Source organism: Pimelobacter simplex (assembly GCF_024662235.1).
Classification (GTDB): domain Bacteria; phylum Actinomycetota; class Actinomycetes; order Propionibacteriales; family Nocardioidaceae; genus Nocardioides.
Genome location: NZ_CP096276.1, coordinates 1038540 through 1060259, shown reverse-complemented (window position 1 = coordinate 1060259; position 21720 = coordinate 1038540). Strand labels below are relative to the sequence as shown.

The 21720-nt window shown below is 74.0% G+C and carries 14 protein-coding genes; 1 reads left to right on the top strand and 13 read right to left on the bottom strand.

Going from position 1 to position 21720, the window contains the following annotated elements; genetic code table 11:
* Positions 1 to 7 precede the first annotated feature (7 nt).
* From M0M48_RS04985 to M0M48_RS04925, 13 genes are all read right to left on the bottom strand, one after another.
* Positions 8 to 949: an alpha/beta fold hydrolase gene (locus M0M48_RS04985; protein WP_257750292.1), complete on the bottom strand. Its 942-nt coding sequence runs from the start codon at positions 947 to 949 to the stop codon at positions 8 to 10.
* Complete coding sequence (locus tag M0M48_RS04980; protein ID WP_257750291.1) at positions 946 to 2406, bottom strand: wax ester/triacylglycerol synthase family O-acyltransferase; 1461 nt, start codon at positions 2404 to 2406, stop codon at positions 946 to 948. The genes M0M48_RS04985 and M0M48_RS04980 overlap by 4 nt, the downstream gene beginning before the upstream one ends.
* A complete protein-coding gene (locus tag M0M48_RS04975) occupies positions 2403 to 4025 on the bottom strand; it encodes an AMP-binding protein (RefSeq protein WP_257750290.1) in 1623 nt (540 codons plus the stop codon). The genes M0M48_RS04980 and M0M48_RS04975 overlap by 4 nt, the downstream gene beginning before the upstream one ends.
* Complete coding sequence (locus M0M48_RS04970) at positions 4022 to 4804, bottom strand: lysophospholipid acyltransferase family protein (protein WP_257750289.1); 783 nt, start codon at positions 4802 to 4804, stop codon at positions 4022 to 4024. The genes M0M48_RS04975 and M0M48_RS04970 overlap by 4 nt, the downstream gene beginning before the upstream one ends.
* Positions 4801 to 5613 (bottom strand): esterase/lipase family protein, encoded by an 813-nt coding sequence (locus tag M0M48_RS04965; RefSeq protein WP_215815395.1) that lies wholly within the window; start codon positions 5611 to 5613, stop codon positions 4801 to 4803. Before M0M48_RS04965 ends, M0M48_RS04970 begins: the two co-directional genes overlap by 4 nt.
* Before the next feature lie 99 nt (positions 5614 to 5712).
* Positions 5713 to 7089: a lipase family protein gene (locus M0M48_RS04960; protein ID WP_257750288.1), complete on the bottom strand. Its 1377-nt coding sequence runs from the start codon at positions 7087 to 7089 to the stop codon at positions 5713 to 5715.
* Between the two features lie 46 nt (positions 7090 to 7135).
* A complete protein-coding gene (locus M0M48_RS04955; protein ID WP_257750287.1) occupies positions 7136 to 9517 on the bottom strand; it encodes a transglutaminase-like domain-containing protein in 2382 nt (793 codons plus the stop codon).
* The gene (locus M0M48_RS04950) at positions 9514 to 10797 is read right to left on the bottom strand and encodes a DUF58 domain-containing protein (RefSeq protein ID WP_257750286.1); all 1284 of its coding nucleotides are present in this window, start codon (positions 10795 to 10797) and stop codon (positions 9514 to 9516) included. Before M0M48_RS04950 ends, M0M48_RS04955 begins: the two co-directional genes overlap by 4 nt.
* Positions 10794 to 11765 carry an AAA family ATPase gene (locus M0M48_RS04945; RefSeq protein WP_215815399.1) on the bottom strand — a complete coding sequence of 324 codons (972 nt, stop codon included), beginning with the start codon at positions 11763 to 11765 and terminating at the stop codon, positions 10794 to 10796. Before M0M48_RS04945 ends, M0M48_RS04950 begins: the two co-directional genes overlap by 4 nt.
* A gap of 18 nt (positions 11766 to 11783) precedes the next feature.
* Positions 11784 to 17921 (bottom strand): Ig-like domain-containing protein, encoded by a 6138-nt coding sequence (locus M0M48_RS04940; RefSeq protein WP_257750285.1) that lies wholly within the window; start codon positions 17919 to 17921, stop codon positions 11784 to 11786.
* On the bottom strand, positions 17918 to 19387 hold the full coding sequence (locus M0M48_RS04935; RefSeq protein WP_215815401.1) for a serine/threonine-protein kinase: 1470 nt from the start codon (positions 19385 to 19387) through the stop codon (positions 17918 to 17920). Before M0M48_RS04935 ends, M0M48_RS04940 begins: the two co-directional genes overlap by 4 nt.
* A 2-nt stretch (positions 19388 to 19389) precedes the next feature.
* Positions 19390 to 20370 carry an FHA domain-containing protein gene (locus M0M48_RS04930; protein WP_257750284.1) on the bottom strand — a complete coding sequence of 327 codons (981 nt, stop codon included), beginning with the start codon at positions 20368 to 20370 and terminating at the stop codon, positions 19390 to 19392.
* On the bottom strand, positions 20367 to 21188 hold the full coding sequence (locus M0M48_RS04925) for a PP2C family protein-serine/threonine phosphatase (RefSeq protein WP_215815403.1): 822 nt from the start codon (positions 21186 to 21188) through the stop codon (positions 20367 to 20369). Before M0M48_RS04925 ends, M0M48_RS04930 begins: the two co-directional genes overlap by 4 nt.
* A gap of 147 nt (positions 21189 to 21335) precedes the next feature.
* Between M0M48_RS04925 and M0M48_RS04920 the strand changes: the two genes are divergently transcribed.
* Entirely contained in the window at positions 21336 to 21707 is a 372-nt protein-coding gene (locus tag M0M48_RS04920; RefSeq protein ID WP_257750283.1) for an FKBP-type peptidyl-prolyl cis-trans isomerase, read from the top strand.
* Positions 21708 to 21720: the final 13 nt, after the last annotated feature.

The following is a 21720-nucleotide window of genomic DNA, read 5'->3' as shown; positions in this document are numbered from 1 at the left end:
CGCCGGGCTAGCCCAGCCGCGCGACGACCTCGTCCACCGCGGCGAGGAACTCCGGGCGCCAGCGCTGCACGTCGAAGACCACCGACGCGTGCCCACCGGGCGTCTCGCGCACGGTCGCGCCCGGGATGGCGGCGGCCATCGCGCGCTGCCGGGCGGTCGGGATGGCGTGGTCGCGGCCGGTCACGACGACCGAGGTCGGTACGTCGATCTCGCCCAGCCAGGGCCGGGCATCGAAGCGGCCGAGGGCGCCGAGCACCTCGGGCATCGCCCAGGCGCTGGTGCTGCGGAACTCCGCCCAGGCCCAGGTCGACATCTCCTCCCCCAGGTCCGGTACGACGGGCAGCCCGGCGCGCACCTCCGCGACCCGGGCCCGGTAGTGCCCACGGAGGCGGTCGTTGGCCACGCCCAGCACCGGGTAGAACATCGCGTCGCCGAGGTTCTCCTTCCAGCACGCGGCGGTCGAGGCCAGCACCAGCCCGGCCGTGCGCTCGGGGTGCCGGCGCCAGAACAGCTGAGCGAGGGCACCGCCCATGGAGTAGCCCACGGCGACGACCGAGGCGATCCCGAGGGCGTCGAGGGTGGCCGCGGCGTCGTCGACGCAGTCCTCGAGCGAGAAGCGCTCCGAGACGATCCCCCGGCCGTGCCAGCGCTGGTCGAGCATGACGACGCGGTGCCGGGCGCGCAGCTCGTCGACCGTGCTGAACCAGGTCAGGTACGACGTCGTGGCCAGCCCGTGGAAGAGCAGCAGCGTGGGCGCGTCCGTGAGCCCCTCCGGGACGCCGGTGTCGATCACGAAGACCTCGCCGCGGCCCGACAGGTCGAGCACGCGCCCGGCCGGGAGGTCCGGCAGGGCCGGGAACCGCTGGGTGCGCCGGATGCCGGTCCGGACACCGAGCACGGCGGCGCGGCCGACGCCGGCGCCGACCTTCCTGATCACACGGGTGGTCACGCGAGGTTCCTCCGGTCGGTGGTGGCGTCGGCGGGCGCGGGCGGCGCGAGGTCGAGCTCGGCCAGCGCCGCCGGGAAGTACGCCGCCAGGTGGTGCACGTCCGGCAGCAGGTCCGGGCAGGCGAGCAGCGAGAAGTTCATCCGGTCGACGTAGGACCAGACCGTCACGTTGAGGCCGATCCCGTCGACGAGCGGGCCGACGCTGAACAGGTCGCGCAGCCGGGCACCGCCGACGGTCGCGGGCTCACGCGGGCCGGGCACGTTGGAGACGATCGCGGAGAAGGCCGCCGGGTGCCAGGACGCCGCGCGCAGGCGGGAGTACGCCTGCACCGCCGCGGTGAACGGCCGCGGCGGCGTGAACTGCGACCAGTCGGCGAGGATCGAGGTGCCGAGCCGGGCCTGGATCCGCTTGGCGTCGGCGGTGGTGCGCGCGATGGTGCGCAGCCGCTCGGTCGGGTCCTCGACGTCGGTGGCGAGGGTGGTGAAGAGGTTCGAGACGCGGTTGCCGCCCAGCCGCGGTATGGCATCGCGCTCGTCGGCGCTCACCGGGACCCCGGCGAGCAGCGAGGAGGCGGGCCGCTCGTCGTGGTCGGCCATCCAGCGCCGCAGCGCGCCCGACGTGGTGGCGAGCACGATGTCGTTGAGGGTCGCGTCGAGCCCGGCGGCCCGGTGCTCGGCGCGGACCCGCTTGAGCTCGGCCAGCGGCAGGGTCACCGTCGCGAAGGAGCGCAGCGGCGTGAGCGCGCCGTTGAACGAGACCCGCGGCGCGTGGAGCACGGGCAGCGGCGAGCGGGCGCCGGCCCGTCGCTCGCGCAGGACGCCGAGGATGCCGCGCAGGGTGCGCAGGAGCAGCCCCGGCAGCGTGCCGGCCTGGGCGGCGGCATCGGCCCAGGCGTGGCGCAGCAGGTCGATCCGTCCGGGCAGGCGCTCGGTCGAGGCGTACTCCTCCTGGACCGCCTCGGGCGCGGCCGCGCTGCGCACGTCGGTGACGTTGGCGAGGAGCGCGTTGGCCGCGGCCCCGTCGGCGAGCGCGTGGTGCATCTTGCCGACGACGGCGACCCGGCCGCCCTCCAGGCCCGCGCAGTAGTGCAGCTCCCAGAGGGGGCGGTCGCGGTGCAGCGGCGTGCTGGCGATCATCCCGATGAGCTGCTCCAGGTCGTGCATGCTGCCGTCACCGCCGACCCGGTGCCGCCGGATGTGGTGGGCGACGTCGATCCGCGGCTGGGTCACCCACACCGGGTGGTTGAGCCCGAACGGCACCTCCACCACGCGCCGGCGCAGGGGCGGCAGCCGCTTGAGGCGGGCGAGCATCCCGGCCACGAAGGCGTCGTACGACAGGGCGTCGTCGGCCTCGAGGATCGCGATCTTGAGGGTGTGCATGTGCACCGACGGGGTCTCCATGTAGAGGAAACCCGCGTCGATCCCGGTCATCCGCTCGATCGCGGGCCGGACGTTCACGGCGCGACCGCCGGCAGCTCGCGCACCATCACCTTGCCGGAGGCGTTGCGCGGCAGCGCGTCGAGGACGACGACCTCGCGCGGCACCTTGTAGCCGGCGAGCTGGGCCTTGACGTGGGCCTTGAGCTCGTCGGCGCTCACCGGCCCCGCCAGCACGACGTACGCCGCCAGGCGCTGGCCGAACGCCTCGTCGGCCACGCCGACCACCACCACCTCGCGCACGGCCGGGTGGGCGCCGAGGACCTTCTCGACCTCGATCGGGTAGACGTTCTCGCCGCCCGACACGATCATGTCGTCGTCGCGGCCCACGACGAAGAGCCGGCCCTCGGCGTCGAGCCGGCCGACGTCCCCGCTGACCATGTAGCCGTCGAGGAACTCCTTCTCCGCACCGGCGGTGTAGCCGTCGAACGGCGAGGCCCCGCGGACCAGGATCCGGCCCACCACGCCGGCCGGGACGTCGCGGCCGGCGTCGTCGACGACGCGCAGCAGCGTGCCGCGCACCGGCCGGCCCGCCGTGTCCGGCGCGTGGCGCAGGTCGGCCGGCCGGGCGACGCTGATCTGGCCGGCCTCGGTGGCGTTGTAGCTGTTGTGGACCAGGTCGCCGTAGCGGTCCATGAACGCGGTCACCGACTGCGGCCGCATCCGCGAGCCGCTGGCCGAGACGAACCGCAGCGTCGTCAGCCGGTAGCGGTCGAGGACCGCGTCCGGCAGGTCCATGATCCGCTCCAGCATCACCGGGACGACGCTCAGCCCGCTCGCCCGGTGGTCCTCGACCTGGGCCAGCGTCGCCTCGGGGTCGAACCGGCGGCGCGTGACGACCGTGCAGGTCATCGTCGCCGCGATCACCAGCTGCCCGAAGCCCCAGGCGTGGAACATCGGCGCCGCCACGACCACCGTCTCGCCGCCGCGCCACGGGATCATCTCCAGCATCCCCGCCAGCTCGTCCGCGCCGCCCCCACTGCGGCGCGCACCCTTCGGCGTCCCGGTCGTGCCGGACGTGAGCAGGACGACCCGGCCCCGCTGGGCCGGGCGCGGCGGCGCCTGGCCGGCATGACGCGCGACCAGTGCCTCGATGCCGAGGACGCCCTCGGCGAGCGGTGCGTCGGTCCAGCCGAGCACCTCGACCAGGCCGGGCACCCGGGCCCGGGCGTCGGCGACGACGCCGGCGAACTCCTCGTCGTACAGGATCACGCGGGCGCCCTCGCGCTCCATGACGTCGGCGAGCTGCGGTCCCGAGAACCCGGTGTTGAGCAGCAGCGCGCTCGCGCCCAGCCGCGAGCTCGCGAGCAGTGCGTCGACGAAGCCGCGGTGGTTGCGGCACAGGATCGCGACCGTCTCGACCGGTCCCCCGGTGACGTCGAGCAGCCCGGCGGCGAGCGCCGCGGAGCGGTCCTGCAGGTCCTGCCAGGTGAGCGTGCCGCGCTCGTCGACCAGCGCCGCGCCGTGCGGGTCACGGACCGCGGCGAGCGCGAAGCTCGTCGTCGCGTTGGTGCCCTGGCGGCGCAGCACCCGGACCAGGCGGACGTACTTGGCCGGGCTCATCGCGACGAGCATCCGGCTGGTGACGAGCACCCGGAACACCCAGAGCTGGGTACGGATCCGGCGCAGCACCGCGCTCACCCCAGCACCGGGAGGCGCCGGCGGCGGGCGAGCGCGCGCAGCGCCTCCTCCATCCGGCCGCGGACCACCGCGTCGACCTCGGCGAGGTCCGGCTCGGGGCCGAACTCGGCGGCGATGTCGATCGGGTCGAGGACCTGCGTGGTGATCTTGGTCGGCAGGGGCAGGTTGAGCGGCGCCGGGACCAGCCCGAACGGGAAGCCGAAGCCGATCGGGAAGAGGTCGGTGCGCATCAGCCGGCGCAGCGGCGAGTGCCGCCCGATCCACTCGCCCCGGGTCAGGAAGAGCTGGGACTCCTGGCCGCCCACCGAGACCACCGGGACGATCGGAACGCCGGCCTTCAGCGCCGTGCGCAGGTAGCCCGTGCGCCCGTTGAAGTCGACGACGGTCGCCTTGCGGGTGGGCCGGAAGGTGTCGTAGTCCCCGCCCGGGAAGACGATGGTGACGCCGCCGCCGGTGAGGATCTCGTGCGCGGCCTCGCGGGTGGCGTTGACGAACCCGAACCGGCGCATCACCGGGCCGGCGGCGCCGGTGAAGAGCAGGTCGTGGGCCAGGCAGTAGAGCGGCCGGTCGGCGCCGAACTCCTCGGCGAAGGCCACCGCGATGATCGGCACGTCCATCGGCATCAGCCCACCGGAGTGGTTGCCGACCAGGAGCGCGCCGCCCTCGGGGACCTTGTCCATCCCGCTCACCCGGGAGCGGAAGTAGGTGCGCATCGCCAGCTTGAGCGCCGGCAGCGCGGCGGCGACGTACGCCGGGTCGCGGCCGGCGAGCGCGCTCACGACGCGACCCCCGGCACGAGGCGGCTCCAGGAGAAGGGCTCCCAGGCGGCCGGGTCCTGGCGGAGCCGGTCGGCGACCACCGAGAGCACGAGCGGGTTGGCGACCATGCCGACGTGGCTGCTCACCACCTCGACGTTCTCGGCCGGCGGACGGCCGTCGCGGCCGTCGTTCTCGTCGACGGTGCAGCCGTGCCAGGGCACGATCCCGTCGCTCTTGGACCAGACCGCGGTGAGCGGGACCGGCAGCGGCTCGCGCAGCCGGTCGACGATCTCGCGGGCGTTCGCGACGATGCCGTGCTTCTCGCGGGAGCGCTCGAAGAGCGCGGTCGCCCGGGTCCGCTCGCCCTCGGCGCGCCACGGGGAGCCGAGGCAGATCACCTGGCGGACCCGGTCGGGGTTCTCGTGCGCGAGCCAGCGGGCGAGCAGGCCGCCGAAGCTCCAGCCCACGATGCTGACCGGCTCGTCGTACTGGCCGGCGATCTGGGCGAAGCGGCGCGGCAGGCCCGCGACGATCTTCTCGGTGAGCCCGTGGTTGCTGCCCAGCTCCCAGCCGAAGGGCTCCCAGCCGCGCTGGGCGAGGTGGCCGCGGAGCCGGCCGGTGAGCCGGTCGTGCGCGGAGAAGCCCGGGAGCACGAGCACCGGGCGCCCCTCCCCGTGGTCGGGCTCGCCCGGCGCGACGGCGCGGGCGAGGTCGAGGATCCGGGAGGCGCCGTACTCGACGCTCCAGCGAGGCAGCTCCAGGAGCATCAGGGCGCGCGCCGGGGCGCCGCCGGCCGCGGCAGCCACCTGCTCGTCTGCGAAGTCGTACACGCGTCGTCCCCCATGTAGAACACGTTCTAGTTTCGGGACGAGTATGACCGCGGCCTCCCCCACCGGCAAGCGAGCGGGTCGCAGATCACAGCAGGTTGTCTAGCGCGCCGGTGCCAGCGGGGTCAGCGGGTTGCCGGCCGGGATCGTCGCGCAGCTGTCGGGCGCCGGCTGGCCGGCGAAGCGCGCGCTGAGCCACGCGATCGCCTCGGGCAGCCAGAACGGGACCGACGTGAAGTGGCTCAGCGGGTACTCCCGGTGCACCACCGCGACCCCGCCCGCGCAGTACTTGCGCGCCAGCGACCGGACGTCGCCGGCCAGCATCACGCCGTCCCCCTTGCCGAGACCGGGGCGGTCGCCCCGGGTGCCCTCGATCTGGCCGCCGGTGCCCTGCCCGATGAACATCGGGACCGTCGGGACGGGCTGGGTGCCGAGGTTGAGCTGGTTGACGGTGCGCACGAACACCGGGATGTTCGCCGGGTCGGCGTACGCCGGCTTGGTCAGGTCGGCCCAGGTCAGGCCCGGGTAGCGGCCGAGCACGTCGATGATGGGCGCCTTCTCCAGCCGGGCGTAGATCCGCCTGCCCTCGTCGCTGAGGTAGGGCATCAGGTCGACCCCGAACCCGCGGGCCACCCCGACCACGGCCATCGGCATCACGCCCGCCCAGACCAGGCTGCCGTCGACGTAGCGCAGGTTGGCGGCCGGGCGGACCAGCACGCCGCCCTCGGCCGCGCCGACCAGGCGCCGGTTGACGTCCGGGGCGTACGACGGCGCGAGCACCGCGGCCCAGTTGGTCGCGACAGCGCCCCCGGAGTAGCCGACCATCCCGACCTTCGCGGCCGGTGCGATACCCGTGGCCGGCGTGCGCAGCGCGGCCCGGATCGAGTCGAGGGTGACCCGCCCGTACTCGGGCCCCGCGGCGAAGTCGGCGGTCGGGCCCTCGGTATCGGCCATGACGATCGCGTAGCCGCGCAGCAGGAAGGCCGACATCAGCACGGTCTCGACGTGCGCGGCCATCGCGCCCGGCGCGGTGCTGCCGGCGATCGCGCGGGACGGGCCGTGCTCGGGGTCGAGGGAGTCGTAGAAGGACTGGTAGGAGATCACCCGGCTCGTCGTCCCGGTCAGGGGCTTGATCACCGAGGTCACCCCCGCGACCGCCCGGCCCTGCTGGTCGGTGGTGCGGAAGACGATCTGGACCACCCGCAGCGGCAGCGGGACCCCGGCGACCCGGTAGGGCAGCGCCCGGGTCTTGAGCACCGTCCCGGGCGGGTGGTCACGCAGCGGCGTGGCGCCGGTGTAGGTGAAGAACGGGTCGGGCGCCGGTGCGGTCACCGGGCTCGCCGTCGCTGTCGCGGACGCCGGTGCGAGCGTCGCGAGCACCGCGACGACCGTCGCGAGCGCTCCCCCGAACCATGCCCTCCGCATGCGCGCGCCGCCCATCGCCGACCTCCCCATGTCGCGCCGCGTGACGGGAGTCACGTCCGGCCGCCTCATGCTTGTTGACAGTGCTGTCACTTGTCAACGGCTACCGGCGCCTCGGCCGCAGCCGCCCCGCCCACCGCCGCAGCGTCCCACCGGCCCGGCGGAACGGACGGCCCAGGGCCGCCCGGGCGCGCGCGGACGCCGGGCGCCAGGGCACCGAGGCGAGCGAGACGCGGGCCAGGACGCGGCGCCACCAGGGGGTCGCCTTGCGCAGCCGCTTGAGCGCGGTGTCGACGTCGGCCCAGTAGGCCTGGGCCTCGTCGAGGCTGGGCTCGCCCTCGCCGTACACGTGGCGGTCGGCGGTGTGCGCCAGCGTCACCACCGGTACGACGTCGTAGCGGTCCGCGGCGGCGTAGGCGCTCTCGCGGCGGGTGGCCCCCGGCGCGGAGCGGACGCCGAGGTCGCGCATCCGGTCGGCCAGCTCGTGCCAGGCGCCGGTCAGGCGCACCGTGGGGTCACCGGCCCGGCGGCGCCGGCGCCGGCGCAGCAGCTTGTAGAGCAGCACCCCCCACAGCGGCGAGAGGAGCAGCAGCACCTTGGCGACGTCGAGGACGACGCCGATGATCGCGCCGAGCACCTCGAGGATGTCGAGGTCCTTGCGCTGGCCGTCGCCCTGCTGGAGGTTGTCGCTGGCCTCCTTGGGGTCACCGGGGACCCGGGGCGGCTGGAGCACCTGGGGCTGCGGCTCCTCGTCGGGCTCGTCGTTGGGCTGGCGCAGCTTCTGGTCCTCGGGCGGGGTGGGCTCGAAGGGCACCCAGCCGGCGCCCTCGAGCTTGACCTCGGTCCAGGCGGTCACGTTCTCGCCGCGGACGTCGCCGCCGCCCGGCGGCACCTTGAAGCCGATGACCACCCGGATGGGCAGGCCGAGGCGCTGGCCGATGACGCCCATCGCGGCGGCGTACTGCTCGGCGTTGCCGACCGGGTTCGCGGTCTTGGTGAGCATGGCGAGGCGGCTCGCGCCGTGGCCGGCCGGGACGTCGTCGTCGATGCCGTCGGAGTAGAAGCCGTGCTCGCGGAAGGCGTCGCGCAGGTATTGGGCGAGCTCGCCGTCCGTGCCGCCGCCGAAGCCGTCCTGGCTCTTCCAGCGCTGGACCCGGTCGACGAGCTCCTCGGGGACGATCGCCGGCGGCGGGAGCGAGACGCCCGCGTCGGCCTGGAGCACCGCGATCTCCTCGTTGACCAGGGACGGCGGCGCGATCGCCTCGACCTCGAAGGTGGTGCCGGGCGCGACGCCCCCGATCTGGGCCACCGTGCCGGTCTCGGGGTTGATCACGAGCTCGGCGGCCGAGGCGTCGTCGGTGCGGCCGTCGCGGATCGGCGTCATCGCCAGGGTCTCGCCGACGCTCGGCACCCAGACGCCGGTGTAGGCGCCGACGGTGATCCGGCCGCGCACGGTGGCCTCGGCGTTGGCGTCGGGGTCGTTGCGCAGCCGCCGGAAGGTGCCCGAGTCGTGGGGTGAGCCGGGTCCGCCGGAGACGTTCCAGACGACGCCGTCGTAGGTGTCCATCACCGCGAGGCGCACGAGCGTGCCGCTGTCGAGGCCGTCGACGGTGAACAGCGACGTCTCGGTGCGGATCGGCTCCTTCTTGTAGGCGCGGAACTTGGCCAGGGGGCTCGGGTAGTCGCGGGGGTCGAACGGCGGGTCGACGTGGTCGCGCAGGACGACGCGGTGGGCCTCGGGGTCGCCGAGGGCGCCCAGCCCGGTGGCGGCACCGCCGGCCACGCCGACGACGAGCAGGGTCGCGAGGACCCGGCGGCCCCAGCGGCCGCGGACGTGACGCTGCCCGCGCCACTGCAGCCAGACCAGGCCGACGGCGGCGACGGCGAGGCCGCGGGTCAGGGCGGCGCCGGCGGTGATGTCGCCGAACGCCGAGGACAGCACGAGCACCCCACCGAGGACGACGCCGGCCAGCCCCGGCCGGCTCGAGCGCCACAGCAGCACGGTGGCCACCAGCGCGCCGACCAGGCCGGTCACCAGCGGGACGATCAGCACCACGCCGCTCTCGCCGAGCGGCACCGGCAGGGTGAGCGCCTCGCGCCAGCCGTGCACCAGGCCGACGGTGAGGTCGCGCAGCGAGTCCGCCGTCGGGACGAAGCCACCCCGCGCCCGCAGCGGTACGACGACCGCCGAGCCGACCGCGAAGTAGCCCACCGCCGCGGCGAGCGTCGTCGTCCACGGCCCCCATCGCCAGCGCGCGCCGAGCCACCCGACGAGCACGCCGAGCAGCAGCCCGACCACGACCGCGAGCAGCCAGCGGTCACCGGCGTAGGCGGCACCCAGGGGCCAGGCGCAGAGCACGCCGAGCCCGAGCACCAGCACGGCGTCGACCGCGACGAGCCACCACGGCAGCGCCGCTCCGGCCCGCCGTCCCCGCTGGGGGACGACGACGACCGGCTGGCTGCCGCTGACCGCGGGCGCGCTCATGCCGCGACCCGTCGTACGGCGACCGCGAGCTCGTCGAGCCGCCCGACCGTGGCCACGGCGAGATCGCCGAGCCAGCGCACCGACGGCTCGGTGCCGGTCAGGCAGCGCACCGCGATCACCCGGGTGTCGACGGGCAGGTGCTGGCGGGCGCGGCGCAGGTCGGTGATGCTCACGCCCGAGCCCAGGCAGAGCACGATCACGCTCGCGGCGAGCTCGTCGTTGCCGAGGTGGCGCGCGACGTCGACGATCCGGCGGGCCTGCCAGTCGTAGGCGAGGCCCGACAGACCGTCGAGGAAGCGCTGCGCCCCGTTGGAGGGCAGCGATCCGTGCGAGGCCGCGGCGCTGAGCTGCTGGCCGTCGGCGAGCGCCTGGGTGCCGAGCGAGCCGGCCACCGAGATGGCGAGCTCGAACTCGTCGTCGCTGCCGTAGTCCTCGAGCCGCGAGCTCACCACGGTGAGCAGGTGCGAGCGGCGGGTCTCCTCGAACTGGCGGACCATGAGGGTGCCGGTCTTGGCGCTCGAGCGCCAGTGGATGTGGCGCCGGTCGTCGCCGGCGACGTAGCCGCGCAGCGCGTGGAACGAGACGTCGTTGTCGGAGACCTTGGGCACCGTGCGGCCCTCGAGGTCGCGCACCAGCCCGGCCGCGGAGCCGTCGACGCGCAGCGTCTTGGGGTGCACGTAGAGCCGGTCCATCTCGCTCAGGTGGCGCACCCGGCGCAGCAGCCCGAGCGGGTCGGCGCGGACCGCGGTGACCGGTCCGACGTCGAGGACGGCCCGGTGCGCGGTCGGGACGGCGAACAGCTCCTCGTGCAGCGCCCCCGGTGCCAGGGCGGGCAGCTCGAAGGCCGCCCGGCCCGCGCCCACGGGGAACTCCACGATCAGCGGCCGCGCCCGGCGCTGGCTGGGGTTGGTCACGGTGAGGTAGCCGTTGGCCCGCTCCCCCACGATCACCCGGTCCCGGGCGAGGTCGAGCCGCGCGGCCAGCGGTGAGCGGCCCACGACGAAGCCGATCGCGATGAGCAGCACCAGCCCCAGGAAGACCCCGCCGACGACCAGCTCGCGCCAGTGCAGCAGCGGGCCCGCGACCACCAGGACCACGGCGAGCAGCCCGACCAGCCACCCGGCCGGGGTGACCGTGTCGGTGACCGGCGCGAGCGCCGTCCGCACCCGCCCGGTGCGCTCGGCGACCCGGTCGCGCAGCGCACCGCCCAGCGCCGCGCGGCGCCGGGAGGCAGCGGTGAGCGTACGGCGGACGCCGGCCACCCAGGAGCGGGGACTCATCGAGCAGCGGGCTCCAGCGGGACGGGCACGCGCTCGAGGACCCGGCGCACGACGTCCTCGCACGTGGTGCCGCGGAAGTCCTCCTCGGGGTCGAGCACCATCCGGTGCGCGAGGACCGGAACGGCGAGGGTCTTGACGTCGTCGGGGACGACGTACGTGCGGCCGTAGGAGAGCGCCAGCGCCCGCGCCGCGCGGACCAGGGCGAGCCCGGCGCGCACGCTCGTGCCGAGCACGACCTCGGAGGACTCGCGGGTCGCCTCGGTGAGCCCGGAGACGTACTCGTAGACGGCCGTCTCGACGTGCACCTGCTGGGCCAGGCCGATCAGGTGGAGCACGTTGTCGCCGCTGATGATCGGGCGCAGCACCGTCGCGGCCTTGCCCTTGGGGGCGTTGGTGAGGATCTGGACGGTGCTCTCGTGGTCGGGGTAGCCCAGCGAGGTCTTGATCAGGAACCGGTCGAGCTGGGCCTCGGGCAGCCGGTAGGTGCCCGCCTGCTCGATGGGGTTCTGGGTCGCGATCACCATGAACGGCTGGCCGACCGGGTGGGTGATGCCGTCGACGGTGACCTGGTTCTCCTCCATCACCTCGAGCAGCGCCGACTGGGTCTTGGGCGAGGCCCGGTTGATCTCGTCGGCCAGCACGATGTTGGAGAAGATCGGCCCCTGGTGGAACTCGAACTCCTGGCTGCGCTGGTCGAAGATCGTCACGCCGGTGACGTCGCTGGGCAGCAGGTCGGGCGTGAACTGGATCCGGTGGTGGTCGCCGTGGATCGTCTGGGCGATCGCCCGGGCCAGCGAGGTCTTGCCGGTGCCCGGGTAGTCCTCGAGCAGCAGGTGGCCCTCGGCGAGCAGCGCGACGAACGCGAGCCGGACGACCTCGGTCTTGCCGACGATGGCCTGCTCGACGTTGGCGACGAGCTGGGCGAAGGTCTGCGCGAACCACTCGGTCTGTTCGGTCGTGAGCGACATGATTTCCTTTCGGGCGGATCAGGGGGCGGTGCGGGAGACGCCGTCGACGGTGACCGAGGGCTTGGCGTCGCCGGTGACGCGGCAGCCGTTGCCGCCGGCGGTGTAGTCGAACGTGCCGTTGACCGACTGGGTGAACGAGCCGCACGAGTCGTTGTAGACGCTGAGCCCGTTGAGCGAGACGACGGCGTCGCGGGGCGCGCGGATGAAGCCGTCGCCGTCGACGCTGATCGCGCACCGGCCGAGGATGTTGCAGGAGATGCCGATCGCGAGGTACTTCTCCTTGGAGGTGCCCGTGATCGCCACCGGGTCGCTGAACTCGCGGTCGCCGGTCGCCGACGAGCGGGTCCGGACCAGGATCCGCGCGGTGGCACCGCCCTGGTCGACCGCGCCCGACCAGTACTCCCCCGAGCGCTTGTCGGTCCAGGTCGCCCCGTTGTCGGTGCTGAACTGGACGCCGGTCACCGGCTTGCCGTTGGGCGCGCCGGCCTGGAGCCGCAGGTCCACGCCGTAGTAGCTGGTGCTCGTGCGCGAGGTGTCGTCGGGCGGGAACGGCTTGCCCCAGGTGAGGATCCCGCCGAGCGAGTCGGCCTGGCCCTCGACGGCACGGTCGCCGTTGAAGGTCACCGCCCACACCCGGACTTCATGGGTGCCGTTGTCGGGGAAGGTGATCTCGCGCCCGCCGCCGCCCGGCGCCGACGGCACGGTGACGGAGGTGCCCGACCCGGTCTGCACGACGTAGTGGCGGATCTGCAGGCCGCCGTCGTCGGCCGGCGGGTCCCAGCCGATGGTCGCCGTACGGTCGGCCGTGGAGCTGCCGACCTCGCGCAGGTTGCGCACCGGGCCGGCCTTGGTCCACGGCCGCCCGGTCACGCTGGGGCTGCGGTCGCTGGTGCCGGCGTCGTTGGTCGCGGCGATGGTCAGGGTGACCTGCTGGCCCTTGCGGATGCCGTCGCCGGCGCCGAAGGTCTTGGACGTCGCCGTGGCGCCGACCGTGTAGCTCGACCGGCTGCAGCCGCTGCAGCTGATGACGTACTCGGAGACGGGGTTGCCGTTGCTCTGCGACTCCGACCACCGCGACCAGTCGATGCGCACCCACGGCTCGTTGGTGTAGGGGCTGTCCTCGCTCGCGGTGAGCTGGGGCGGCGCGCCCGAGCGGACCGGTACGCCGAACGGCGCGACCGCCTGGGAGGCACCCGAGAACTGCCGGCGCGGCTCGACGTCGTTGATCGCGCGGATCTCGAAGGCGTAGGGCGTGCCGTTGTCGAGCCCCGGCACCGTGTACGACGTCGCGCCGCCCGGGGCAGTCCAGGAGCGGCCGCTGCCGGCCTCCTTGATCTCGTAGCCGGTGATCGCCGAGCCCTCGTTGGCGGGCGGGGTCCAGCGCACCGTGAGCTGGCGGTCCATCCGGCTGCCGGTCGGGCGGGGCTCGACCACGATCGTGGGCGGCGTCATCAGGTCGGGCGCCTTGTTGGGCGTGATCCCCTCGGAGGCGGGGCTCGGGTCGCCCCAGCCGACCTTGTTCCGGGCGCGGACCGTGAACGTGTAGGTCTCGCCGGGGGTGAGGTCGGCGAGGGTGCAGGTGGTGGCCGTGCAGACCTGCTGGAAGCCGTGGGAGCCACGGACCTCGTACTCGGTGATCGGCGCCCCGTTGGACTCCGGCTCGCGCCACGACAGCACGGCCGAGGAGGCCTCGACCGACGACAGGGTCGGGCGGGCCGGCGCCGCGGGTGCGTCGACGACCACCACGTTGACCCGGCCCGGCACCGAGCGCGACTCGTCGCCCGAGGCGTCGCTGACGGTGACCTTGATCGTGGAGGTGCCGAAGCCGACCGGGCGGAACGAGACGCTGGAGCCGGCGGTCTCGAGGTCGTCGAGGCCCTTGCCGCTCTCGATCCGGGCCTTGCTGACCTTGATCGGCTCGCCCGGGTAGGGGTTGACGGCGTAGTCGGCGAGGTCGACCGAGCGCACCTCGTCCTTGTCCGCGGCCACGGTGATCGGCGGGATCTGCAGCAGCGGGCGGTCGCTGTCGACGATGTGGGCGGTGACGGTCGCCTCGGCCGTGCCGCCGTGGCCGTCGTCCGCGGTGACCTCGACCCGCAGCGTGTCGCCGTCGCTGACGCCGCCGCCGGCCTCGATCGAGAGGACGCTCTCGCCCGACGCGATGGTCGCGGTGAGCCCCGAGGCCGCCGACTTCACGGTGTAGGTCATCGTGTCGAGGTCGTCCTCGTTGGCGTCCCGGGTCAGCCCGGCCAGGTCGACCTCGGCCGCCTCGCCGTCGACCCCGACGTCGACCGCGGCGCCGCGCATCTCGGGCGCGACGTTGCCCGCGGGCTTGACGTCGATCGGGATGGTCAGCAGCGAGACGAGACCGGCGTCCTCGCCGGTGGTCCGGCCGTCGCTGACCCACACCGACACCGACGCGGGCCCGGCGTGGCCGCGCGCAGGCAGGAACGACAGCGAGGTCGGGGCGCCCTCGACGCTGTCGACCTGGCCGTTGACCGCGGACAGCGACCGGTCGGGGACGATCCGCGGCTCGCGCCCGGCCCGGGTCACGACGAGGTCGTCGAGGTCGAAGACGACCTTCTCGCCGGCGACCGCCTTGACCGGGATCCGGTCCTTGTCGGTGGTCAGCTGCGGCGGGACGTTGTCGGTGCCGGTGACGTAGATGACGCCGAAGGTGTCCGACGACTCGTCGTCGGCGTCGTCGAGGCGGTAGAGCACGACCTGGTCCTCGGCGGTGAGCCGGACCCGCACCTGCGACTCGCCCTCGCCGACCTCGCACTCCCCCTTGGCGCCGGGGATGCACTTGGTGACCCGCAGGTCGGCCTTGGGGCCGTCGAAGTCGAGGTCGTTGTCGAGCACCGGTACGTCGACCCACTCGCCCGGGTCGCGGCCGATGATGTCGCTCAGGTCGGCCACGTCGTCGCGCGCGATCGGCGCGTAGAACGGCGCGTCCCGGCTCGCCGAGACCTTGAGCACGGCGTGGTCCTGGGCGCCCGCGGCATCCTCGATCGTGTAGCCGATGTTGGTCGCGGCGGACCCGGTGTCGGGCGCATCGCCCACCTCGAGCTCGACGAAGCCGTTGTGGTGCTCGGGCTGGGGCTTGACCGGGCTGTTGATCTCGGTGATCCGCAGCGGGTCGTCGTCGGGGTCGACGTCGTTGGTCAGCACGTTGTAGGAGATGGTCCGGTTGGGCTGGACGAGCACGTTGTCGTCGAGCGCCACCGGCGGCTGGTTCTCGGCCTCCACGGGGACCACGCCGACGCGTACCTCGGCGACGCCCTTCTTGCCGTACTTGTCCTGGACCGAGACCTGGAAGAAGTCGGTGCCGGCCTTGTCGGCGAAGGCCTCGTAGCGGATCCAGTCGACGCCGGTCTCGAGCACCCGGCCGAGCGAGGGCGCGGTGAGGATGCTGCTGAACGCGACCGAGTCGCCGTCGGGGTCGGCGCCGACGAGGTCGACCGAGATCACCTTGGACCGCCCGGCGATGACCCGGTCGGTGATCGGCTGGGGCATCGGCGGGTGGTTGTTCTCGGCCGAGTCCGCGATGACGTAGATGCTCACCTGGGCGGTCGCCTTGAGCCCCTCGGTGTCGCGCACGCCGTAGATCACCGAGTAGCTGCCCGGCTCGTCCGGCGCGCGCAGGCGCAGCGCGTCGCCGGCCACCCAGACCTCGAGCTCCTGCTCGTTGAGGAGGTCGGACTGGAACAGGCGCGGCTTGCCGCCGTCGGGGTCGGAGTCGTTGTCGAGCACCGGGATCGTGGTCACCGACCCGGCGCGCACGGTGACCTGGTCCTTGTTGGCGACCGGGTGCCGGTTGGCCTGGTTGGCCTGGGAGATCACGAGCTGGCCGGTGGTCGAGCTGCGGCCGTCGGAGACGGAGTACTCGACCGTCGCGGGCTGGCCGGCGAGGTCGGTCGTCGCGCTCACCACGGCGAGGCGCTTGTCGACGATCGAGACCTTGACGCCGTCGTTGGAGGGCCGCCCGACCCGGGTGACCACGAGGACGTCGCCGTCGGGGTCGAGGTCGTTGAGCAGCAGGTCGACCTGGGCCGTGCCGCCGGGGGTGATGACCGCCTTGTCGCGCACCGCGATGGGCGGCCGGTTGTCCTTGGGCGGGGACTCGATGTCGAGGCGGACGATGGAGGACCCGGTCGCGGAGGAGTTGTAGGCGGAGTACTCCAGGTAGTAGCTGCGCGCCTTGGCGGCCTCGAAGGTGAAGGTGCCGTTGTCGAGGTCCTTGGTGATGCTCGTGCCCGAGTCGTCGCCGACCACCTTGACCCCCTTGAGGGTCAGGTCGGTGCCCTCGGGGTTGCGGTCGTTGGTCAGCGGCTGGACGACGACCTGGGTGCCGGCGACGCCGGAGGCGAGGTCGGGCACCAGCTCGGGTGGCGCGGCCTTGTCGAGCACCTGGACCTTGAGCTTGCCGCCGACGGTGTCGAAGCCGTCGTCGATCGTGTACTGGATCTCGGCGCTGTCGGCGCCGGTGCCGTCGTCGGTGAAGGTGAGCGTGCCGTCGGGCCGGAACTCCACGTCGCCACCGCGCGCGGTCGCGTCACGCAGCGTGAGGTCGTCGCCGTCGGCGTCGACGTAGTCGGCCAGGAGGTAGAAGTCGACGGTCGCCCCGCGCACGACGTTGAGCTGGGGGTCGCGGTCGTCCATCAGCCGCGGCTTGGTCTGCTGGCCCTCCTCGCGGACCTGCAGGTGCACCTCGGCCGGGACCTGGTCGATGACCTTGCCGTCGGTGACGTAGTAGCGGAAGACCGAGGTGCCCGTGGCGTCGGCGGGCACCGTGACCTGGAGCTGCGTGCCGCCACCGACGATCCGCACCTCGAAGTCGGGCCCGCTGGTGGCCGGCGTGGTCTTGACGATGCTGATGATGTCGCCGTCGGGGTCGTGGTCGTTGAGCGCGACCACCGGGAGCACCGTGGTCCGGCCGGGCCGGGCGCCGAGGTAGTCGTTCTGGGGCTCGGGCGGGCGGTTCTCCTGGTCCGGGACCTCCTCGGTGGTCTCCTTGAGCTTGGACCGGTTCTGGTTGTGGGGGTCGACGGCCGGCCAGTTGTCGATCTTGGCCTTGCCCGGCTCCTGGACCAGCCAGCTGTCGCCGGTCCGGGTGTCGTTGAGGACGACGACGTCGCGGTTGACCCGGAACTCCAGCTCGGCGCCGGGCTGCAGGTCGGGGACCGGCGCGGTGTCGTCGTCGGCGTCGTCGGCGCAGTCGCGCAGGTAGTTGCTGGTCGAGGCCGGGTCGGCCCAGGCGGCGTAGACGCAGCGGGTACCGGACATCACGACCGGCGCCGCCGGCCGCCCGGCCACCTCGCCGCGGCTGACCTTGTCGAGCCCGCCGCCCTCGAGCGGGACGGTGTAGAGCCCGTCGTGGGTCGCGACGTAGACGTCGTCGGCCGCGTCCGAGGGCTGCTGGAGCGCGACGGTGGTCGGGTCGGCGGCCTCGACCACGACCGGGTCGGCGTCGGGGCGGCTCAGCTCGAGGGTGCTGCGGTTGTAGAGCACCGGGGTCTCGCCGACCACGGTGAGGGTGACGTCGGCGGCCTCGCGGCCGACGTCGCCGCCGAGGTCGATCTTGTCCTCGGTGACCGCGAAGCCGGTCTCGTCGGTGCTGACCGGGGTGACCTCGCCGTCGCGGCCGAGCACGTAGGCGCGGCCGTCGGTACCGACCGCCGCGGTGAGCGCACCGGTCAGGTCGGGCTTGGTGGTCTTGGCGGAGAAGCCGCGCAGCGCCTCGCCGGAGCGGACCCAGGCCTTGCCGCTGACGGTGTCGACGACCGCGAAGGTGTCCCCTCCGTGGGCGACCACGGCGCCGGTCGGCAGCGCGGTCGGGTCGAGCACGCTGGCCCGGGCGACGTCGACCGGCTTGACCGCGCGCTCGGCGGACGCGTCGTCGACGTAGAGGCTGGTGCCGCGCTGGAAGATGTCGAACTCGGCGCTGCCGGAGTCGACGCCGAGGTCGAGCTCCTCGATCTGTGGGTTGAGGCGGGCGACCAGGCCGTCCTTCTGGTTGGTCACCCAGACGCCGCCGTCGTTGAGGTCGACCTCGGTGAACGGCTTGCCGTCGTGCTCGAACGCGAGGACGACGAGCGTGCCGAGCAGCAGCGCGAGCGCGGTCGCGGACGCCGTGCGGCGCCACCGGCGGATCACCGGCCCACCTCGCAGACCTCGGTGGAGGGCGCCGAGATGGGGCGGCCCTGGCGCTGCAGCGAGACCTGCAGGCAGACCGACTCCTTGGGGGCGACGGTCACCGTGCGGCTGGTCTCCTCGGTGTACTCCGCCTTGCCGGCGACGCCGTCGTTGCGGAAGCGGATCTTGAAGGAGTCCTCCGGCTCGGGGTCGGCCTGCTGCCAGCGGAAGGTGTAGCGGGTGCCGGTGCCCGACGAGCTGACCACCGGCGGCGCCGGGGCGTCGAGCGCCTGGACCGCGTCGGGGGGCTTTTCGCCGCGCAGCGGGCCCGAGCGCGGGTCGCCCTCGTCGCCCCCGCCGGCGAGCACGGCGTACCCGACCGCGCCGGCGAGCACGGCCGCGACCGCGCCGACGGCGACCCGGCCGCCGGTGCCGAGCCGGCGCTCCTCGGTACGGCGCGGGGCCGGTCCGCTGCGCGAGCCCCCGGTCACCACGTCGGTGCCCGGGTTCCGGGTGGACTCGTCGATGGCGGGACGCACGGGCGCCGGGCGCGCGCTGACCTCGGCCGGGATGATCACCGAGACCGGGCGGACCAGGGTCCGCGCGTCGTCGGGGTGCTCCTCGACCAGCGCCGACGGCGAGGCGTCCATCACCTCGAGCCGGGTCGGCGACTGGCGCAGCTCGATCTGGACGTCCTGGAGCTGGCGGCCCAGCACCATCGCCGAGACCGGCCGCTTCTCGACCTGGACCGACATCGCCCGGCGCAGCACGTCGACCAGCGAGGGCGGCACGTCGGGACGGCGCAGCGGCGTCAGCTGGCCACGCTCGATCCGGGTCATCATCGTCGCGTTGTCGTTGGCCGCGTCCCGGCGCTCGTAGGGCGAGTGCCCGATGAGCAGCGAGTAGAGGGTCGCCGCGAGCGAGTAGACGTCGCTGCGCACGTCGTGGCTGTCGGAGGTCAGCGTCTCGGGCGGCGACCACGGGATCGACAGCGCCTGGCCGGCCGCCCCCGCCTGGCCGACCACCGAGGCGATGCCGAAGTCGGTCAGGAGCGGCACCCCGAAGGTGCTGGTCAGGATGTTGTGCGGCTTGATGTCGCGGTGCAGGATCCCGGCCCGGTGGGCGGTCTCGACCGCACTGGCGATCTTGACGCCGATGTCGAGCACCTCGCCCACGGCCAGCGGCTGCACCCGGTAGCGCTGGGCCACGTGGGGCGGCGGGCAGAACTCCATGACCAGGAACGCACGCCCGTCGGAGCTCACCCCGGCCTGGTAGATCGGCACGATCGAGGGGTGGTTGGACAGCTGGGCCATCACGTTGGCCTCGGCCCGGAACAGGTCCAGCGAGGCGGGATCGCTGCCGCTGCGCAGCACCTTGATCGCGACCTGCCGGGTCGGCAGCTCCTGCTGGTAGCGGAAGACGTCGGCGAACCCGCCCTCGCCGACCAGGTCGACGTAGGTGAACCCGGGGATGTGCGGCGCGTGCATGCTCAGCCCTCCGCCTCGTGCGCGGGGACGACGGTCGCGGTGACGCCCTTGGACAGCGTGAGCACGTCACCCATCGCCACCTCGGTCGGCACCCCGTGGTCGAGCGGGACCGGGATCTGGCCGGGCCGGGTCAGCAGCGTGCCGTTGGTGGAGGTGTCGGTGGCGGTGACCCGGGTGCCGTCGGAGGAGACCTCGAGGTGGGTCCCGGAGACATAGGGATCGTCCACGGTGACCAGCGCGGGCAGGTTGGCACTGCCGCCGACCTGCTGCACCCGGGGGCTGCGGCCGACGAGCACCCGGCGTCGTACGGGGACGACACGGCCGGTCGAGAGGCGCAGCGCGACCAGCGGGCGGACCGGCGGGGGCGGCGGCAGGGGCGGGGGTGGGGCTGCGGGCACGGCGGCGGACGGGGTGGCGCGCAGCGCCTGGAGCTGGGCCGGGGTGATGGTGCGGCCGTCGTGGTCGGGGTCGACCGGGATGGCCGGTGCGACCGGGGCCGCCCCGCGGACGACGGTGTGCTCGGGAGCCGCGGGGGCCGCGGGGGCCGGGGCGGGCTCCCCCAGCGGGCACCAGCGGACGCCGCCGCTGCGCACGACGCCGGCGCCGATGGGCAGCAGCGCGGGACCGGGTCCGGTTCCGGTGAGCGCCACCCCGAGCGGACCGAGCTCGACGACGACGCCGGCGGTCAGCGGGGTGGAGGTCTCGGTGGTGGTGCCCGGGGCACCCGCACGGCCGTCGACGCTCAACCCGCCCGCGCGCACGGCGTACCCACCGCGGGCGAGCAGGCGCAGCACGTCGCCCTCGCGCACGACGGCGGCGAGCTCGGGCAGGCCGCCGAGCGCGGCGGTCCAGGCCGCGGGGGCGGGGCTCAGGCCTGGTCCGGCCAGCGCGACGAGGTCGGCGAGCCGGTCGGCCGGGGCGAGGACGATCGCGTCGCCGGTGACCAGCGTGGCCAGCTCGCCCGGGACGTACGCCGTGCTCATCGCCGCTCCCAGGGCGCGGGGCTGGTGTCCTCGTCGGGTCCGGCGGTGGCCACGACGTCGATCACCACGACGGTCACGTTGTCGTGCCCGCCGGCCGAGACGGCCGCGTCGACCAGGGTCAGCACGGTGCGGTCGGCCGGCATCCGCTCGGAGAGGATGTGCCCGATGGCGGTGTCGGAGAGCTCCGAGGTGAGTCCGTCGGAGCACAGCAGCAGCCGCGCCCCCGGCTCGGCCGGCACCAGCGAGAAGTCGGCCTGGGCGGCGCTGAGGGCGCCGATCGCCCGGGTGATGATGTGCCGCTCGGGGTGCCCGATGGCCTCGTCCGTGGTCAGCCGGCCGGCGTCGATGAGCTCCTGGACGACGGAGTGGTCCTTCGAGATCTGGTCGAGGACCCCGTCGGCGGTGAACAGGTAGGCGCGGGAGTCGCCGATGTTGGCCAGCAGCCAGTACCCGTGCCCGTCCTGGAGCACGTGCGCCGCCGCGACCAGCGTCGACCCCGGCGCCGCCGCCCCCTCGGCCGGATCGGCCAGTGCCCCCACCCGGTGCTGCGCGGCCACGATGGCGGCCTCGACGTCGCCCGCCTCGACCAGCGGCAGCGTGGCCAGCGGCTCGAACGACTCCGCGACCAGCCGGCTCGCGACGTCACCGCGGTCGTTGCCGCCCATGCCGTCGGCGACCAGGAAGACCGGCGGCGCCACCAGCGAGGAGTCCTCGTTGAGGTCGCGGACCCGCCCCGGGTGCGTGCCGGCGGCGTAGACCAGGCGCGACGCACTGTCCGGCGACGTCCACGCCTCGGCACCTGTCGCGTTGACCCGCACGGCGTTCCCCCCGAGACCTCCCCATCGATCCCATCCATCCTGCGGTGGGACGCTCTGCGCGCAGCCTACAAGGTGCCGGCGCGATCTACCGACCCTTCACCGACCCGCGGATCCCGCGGGTCGCACCCGAGGTCCTAGGCTGGCGGGATGAGCCAGAAGCCTGAGATCGACTTCGTCGACCCCACCCCGCCCACCGACCTCGTCATCACCGACCTCACCGTCGGCGACGGCGCCGAGGCCGCGGCCGGCAACACCGTGTCGGTCCACTACGTCGGCGTCGCGCTGTCCAGCGGCGAGGAGTTCGACGCGTCGTACAACCGCGGCGCGCCGCTGGACTTCCGCCTCGGCATCGGCCAGGTCATCCAGGGCTGGGACACCGGCGTCCAGGGCATGAAGGTCGGCGGCCGCCGCCAGCTCGTCATCCCGCCGCACCTGGGCTACGGCGACCGTGGCGCCGGTGGCGTGATCAAGCCGGGCGAGACGCTGATCTTCGTGGTCGACCTGCTCGACGTGAAGTGAGCTGAGCTCGAGC

Bases quoted from the DNA above. Each gene is read 5' to 3' on its own strand.
- M0M48_RS04955 (WP_257750287.1), bottom strand. From the start codon at position 9,517: ATGAGCGCGCCCGCGGTCAGCGGCAGCCAGCCGGTCGTCGTCGTCCCC.
- M0M48_RS04950 (WP_257750286.1), bottom strand. From the start codon at position 10,797: ATGAGTCCCCGCTCCTGGGTGGCCGGCGTCCGCCGTACGCTCACCGCT.
- M0M48_RS04945 (WP_215815399.1), bottom strand. From the start codon at position 11,765: ATGTCGCTCACGACCGAACAGACCGAGTGGTTCGCGCAGACCTTCGCC.
- M0M48_RS04935 (WP_215815401.1), bottom strand. From the start codon at position 19,387: ATGCACGCGCCGCACATCCCCGGGTTCACCTACGTCGACCTGGTCGGC.
- M0M48_RS04930 (WP_257750284.1), bottom strand. From the start codon at position 20,370: ATGAGCACGGCGTACGTCCCGGGCGAGCTGGCCACGCTGGTCACCGGC.
- M0M48_RS04920 (WP_257750283.1), top strand. From the start codon at position 21,336: ATGAGCCAGAAGCCTGAGATCGACTTCGTCGACCCCACCCCGCCCACC.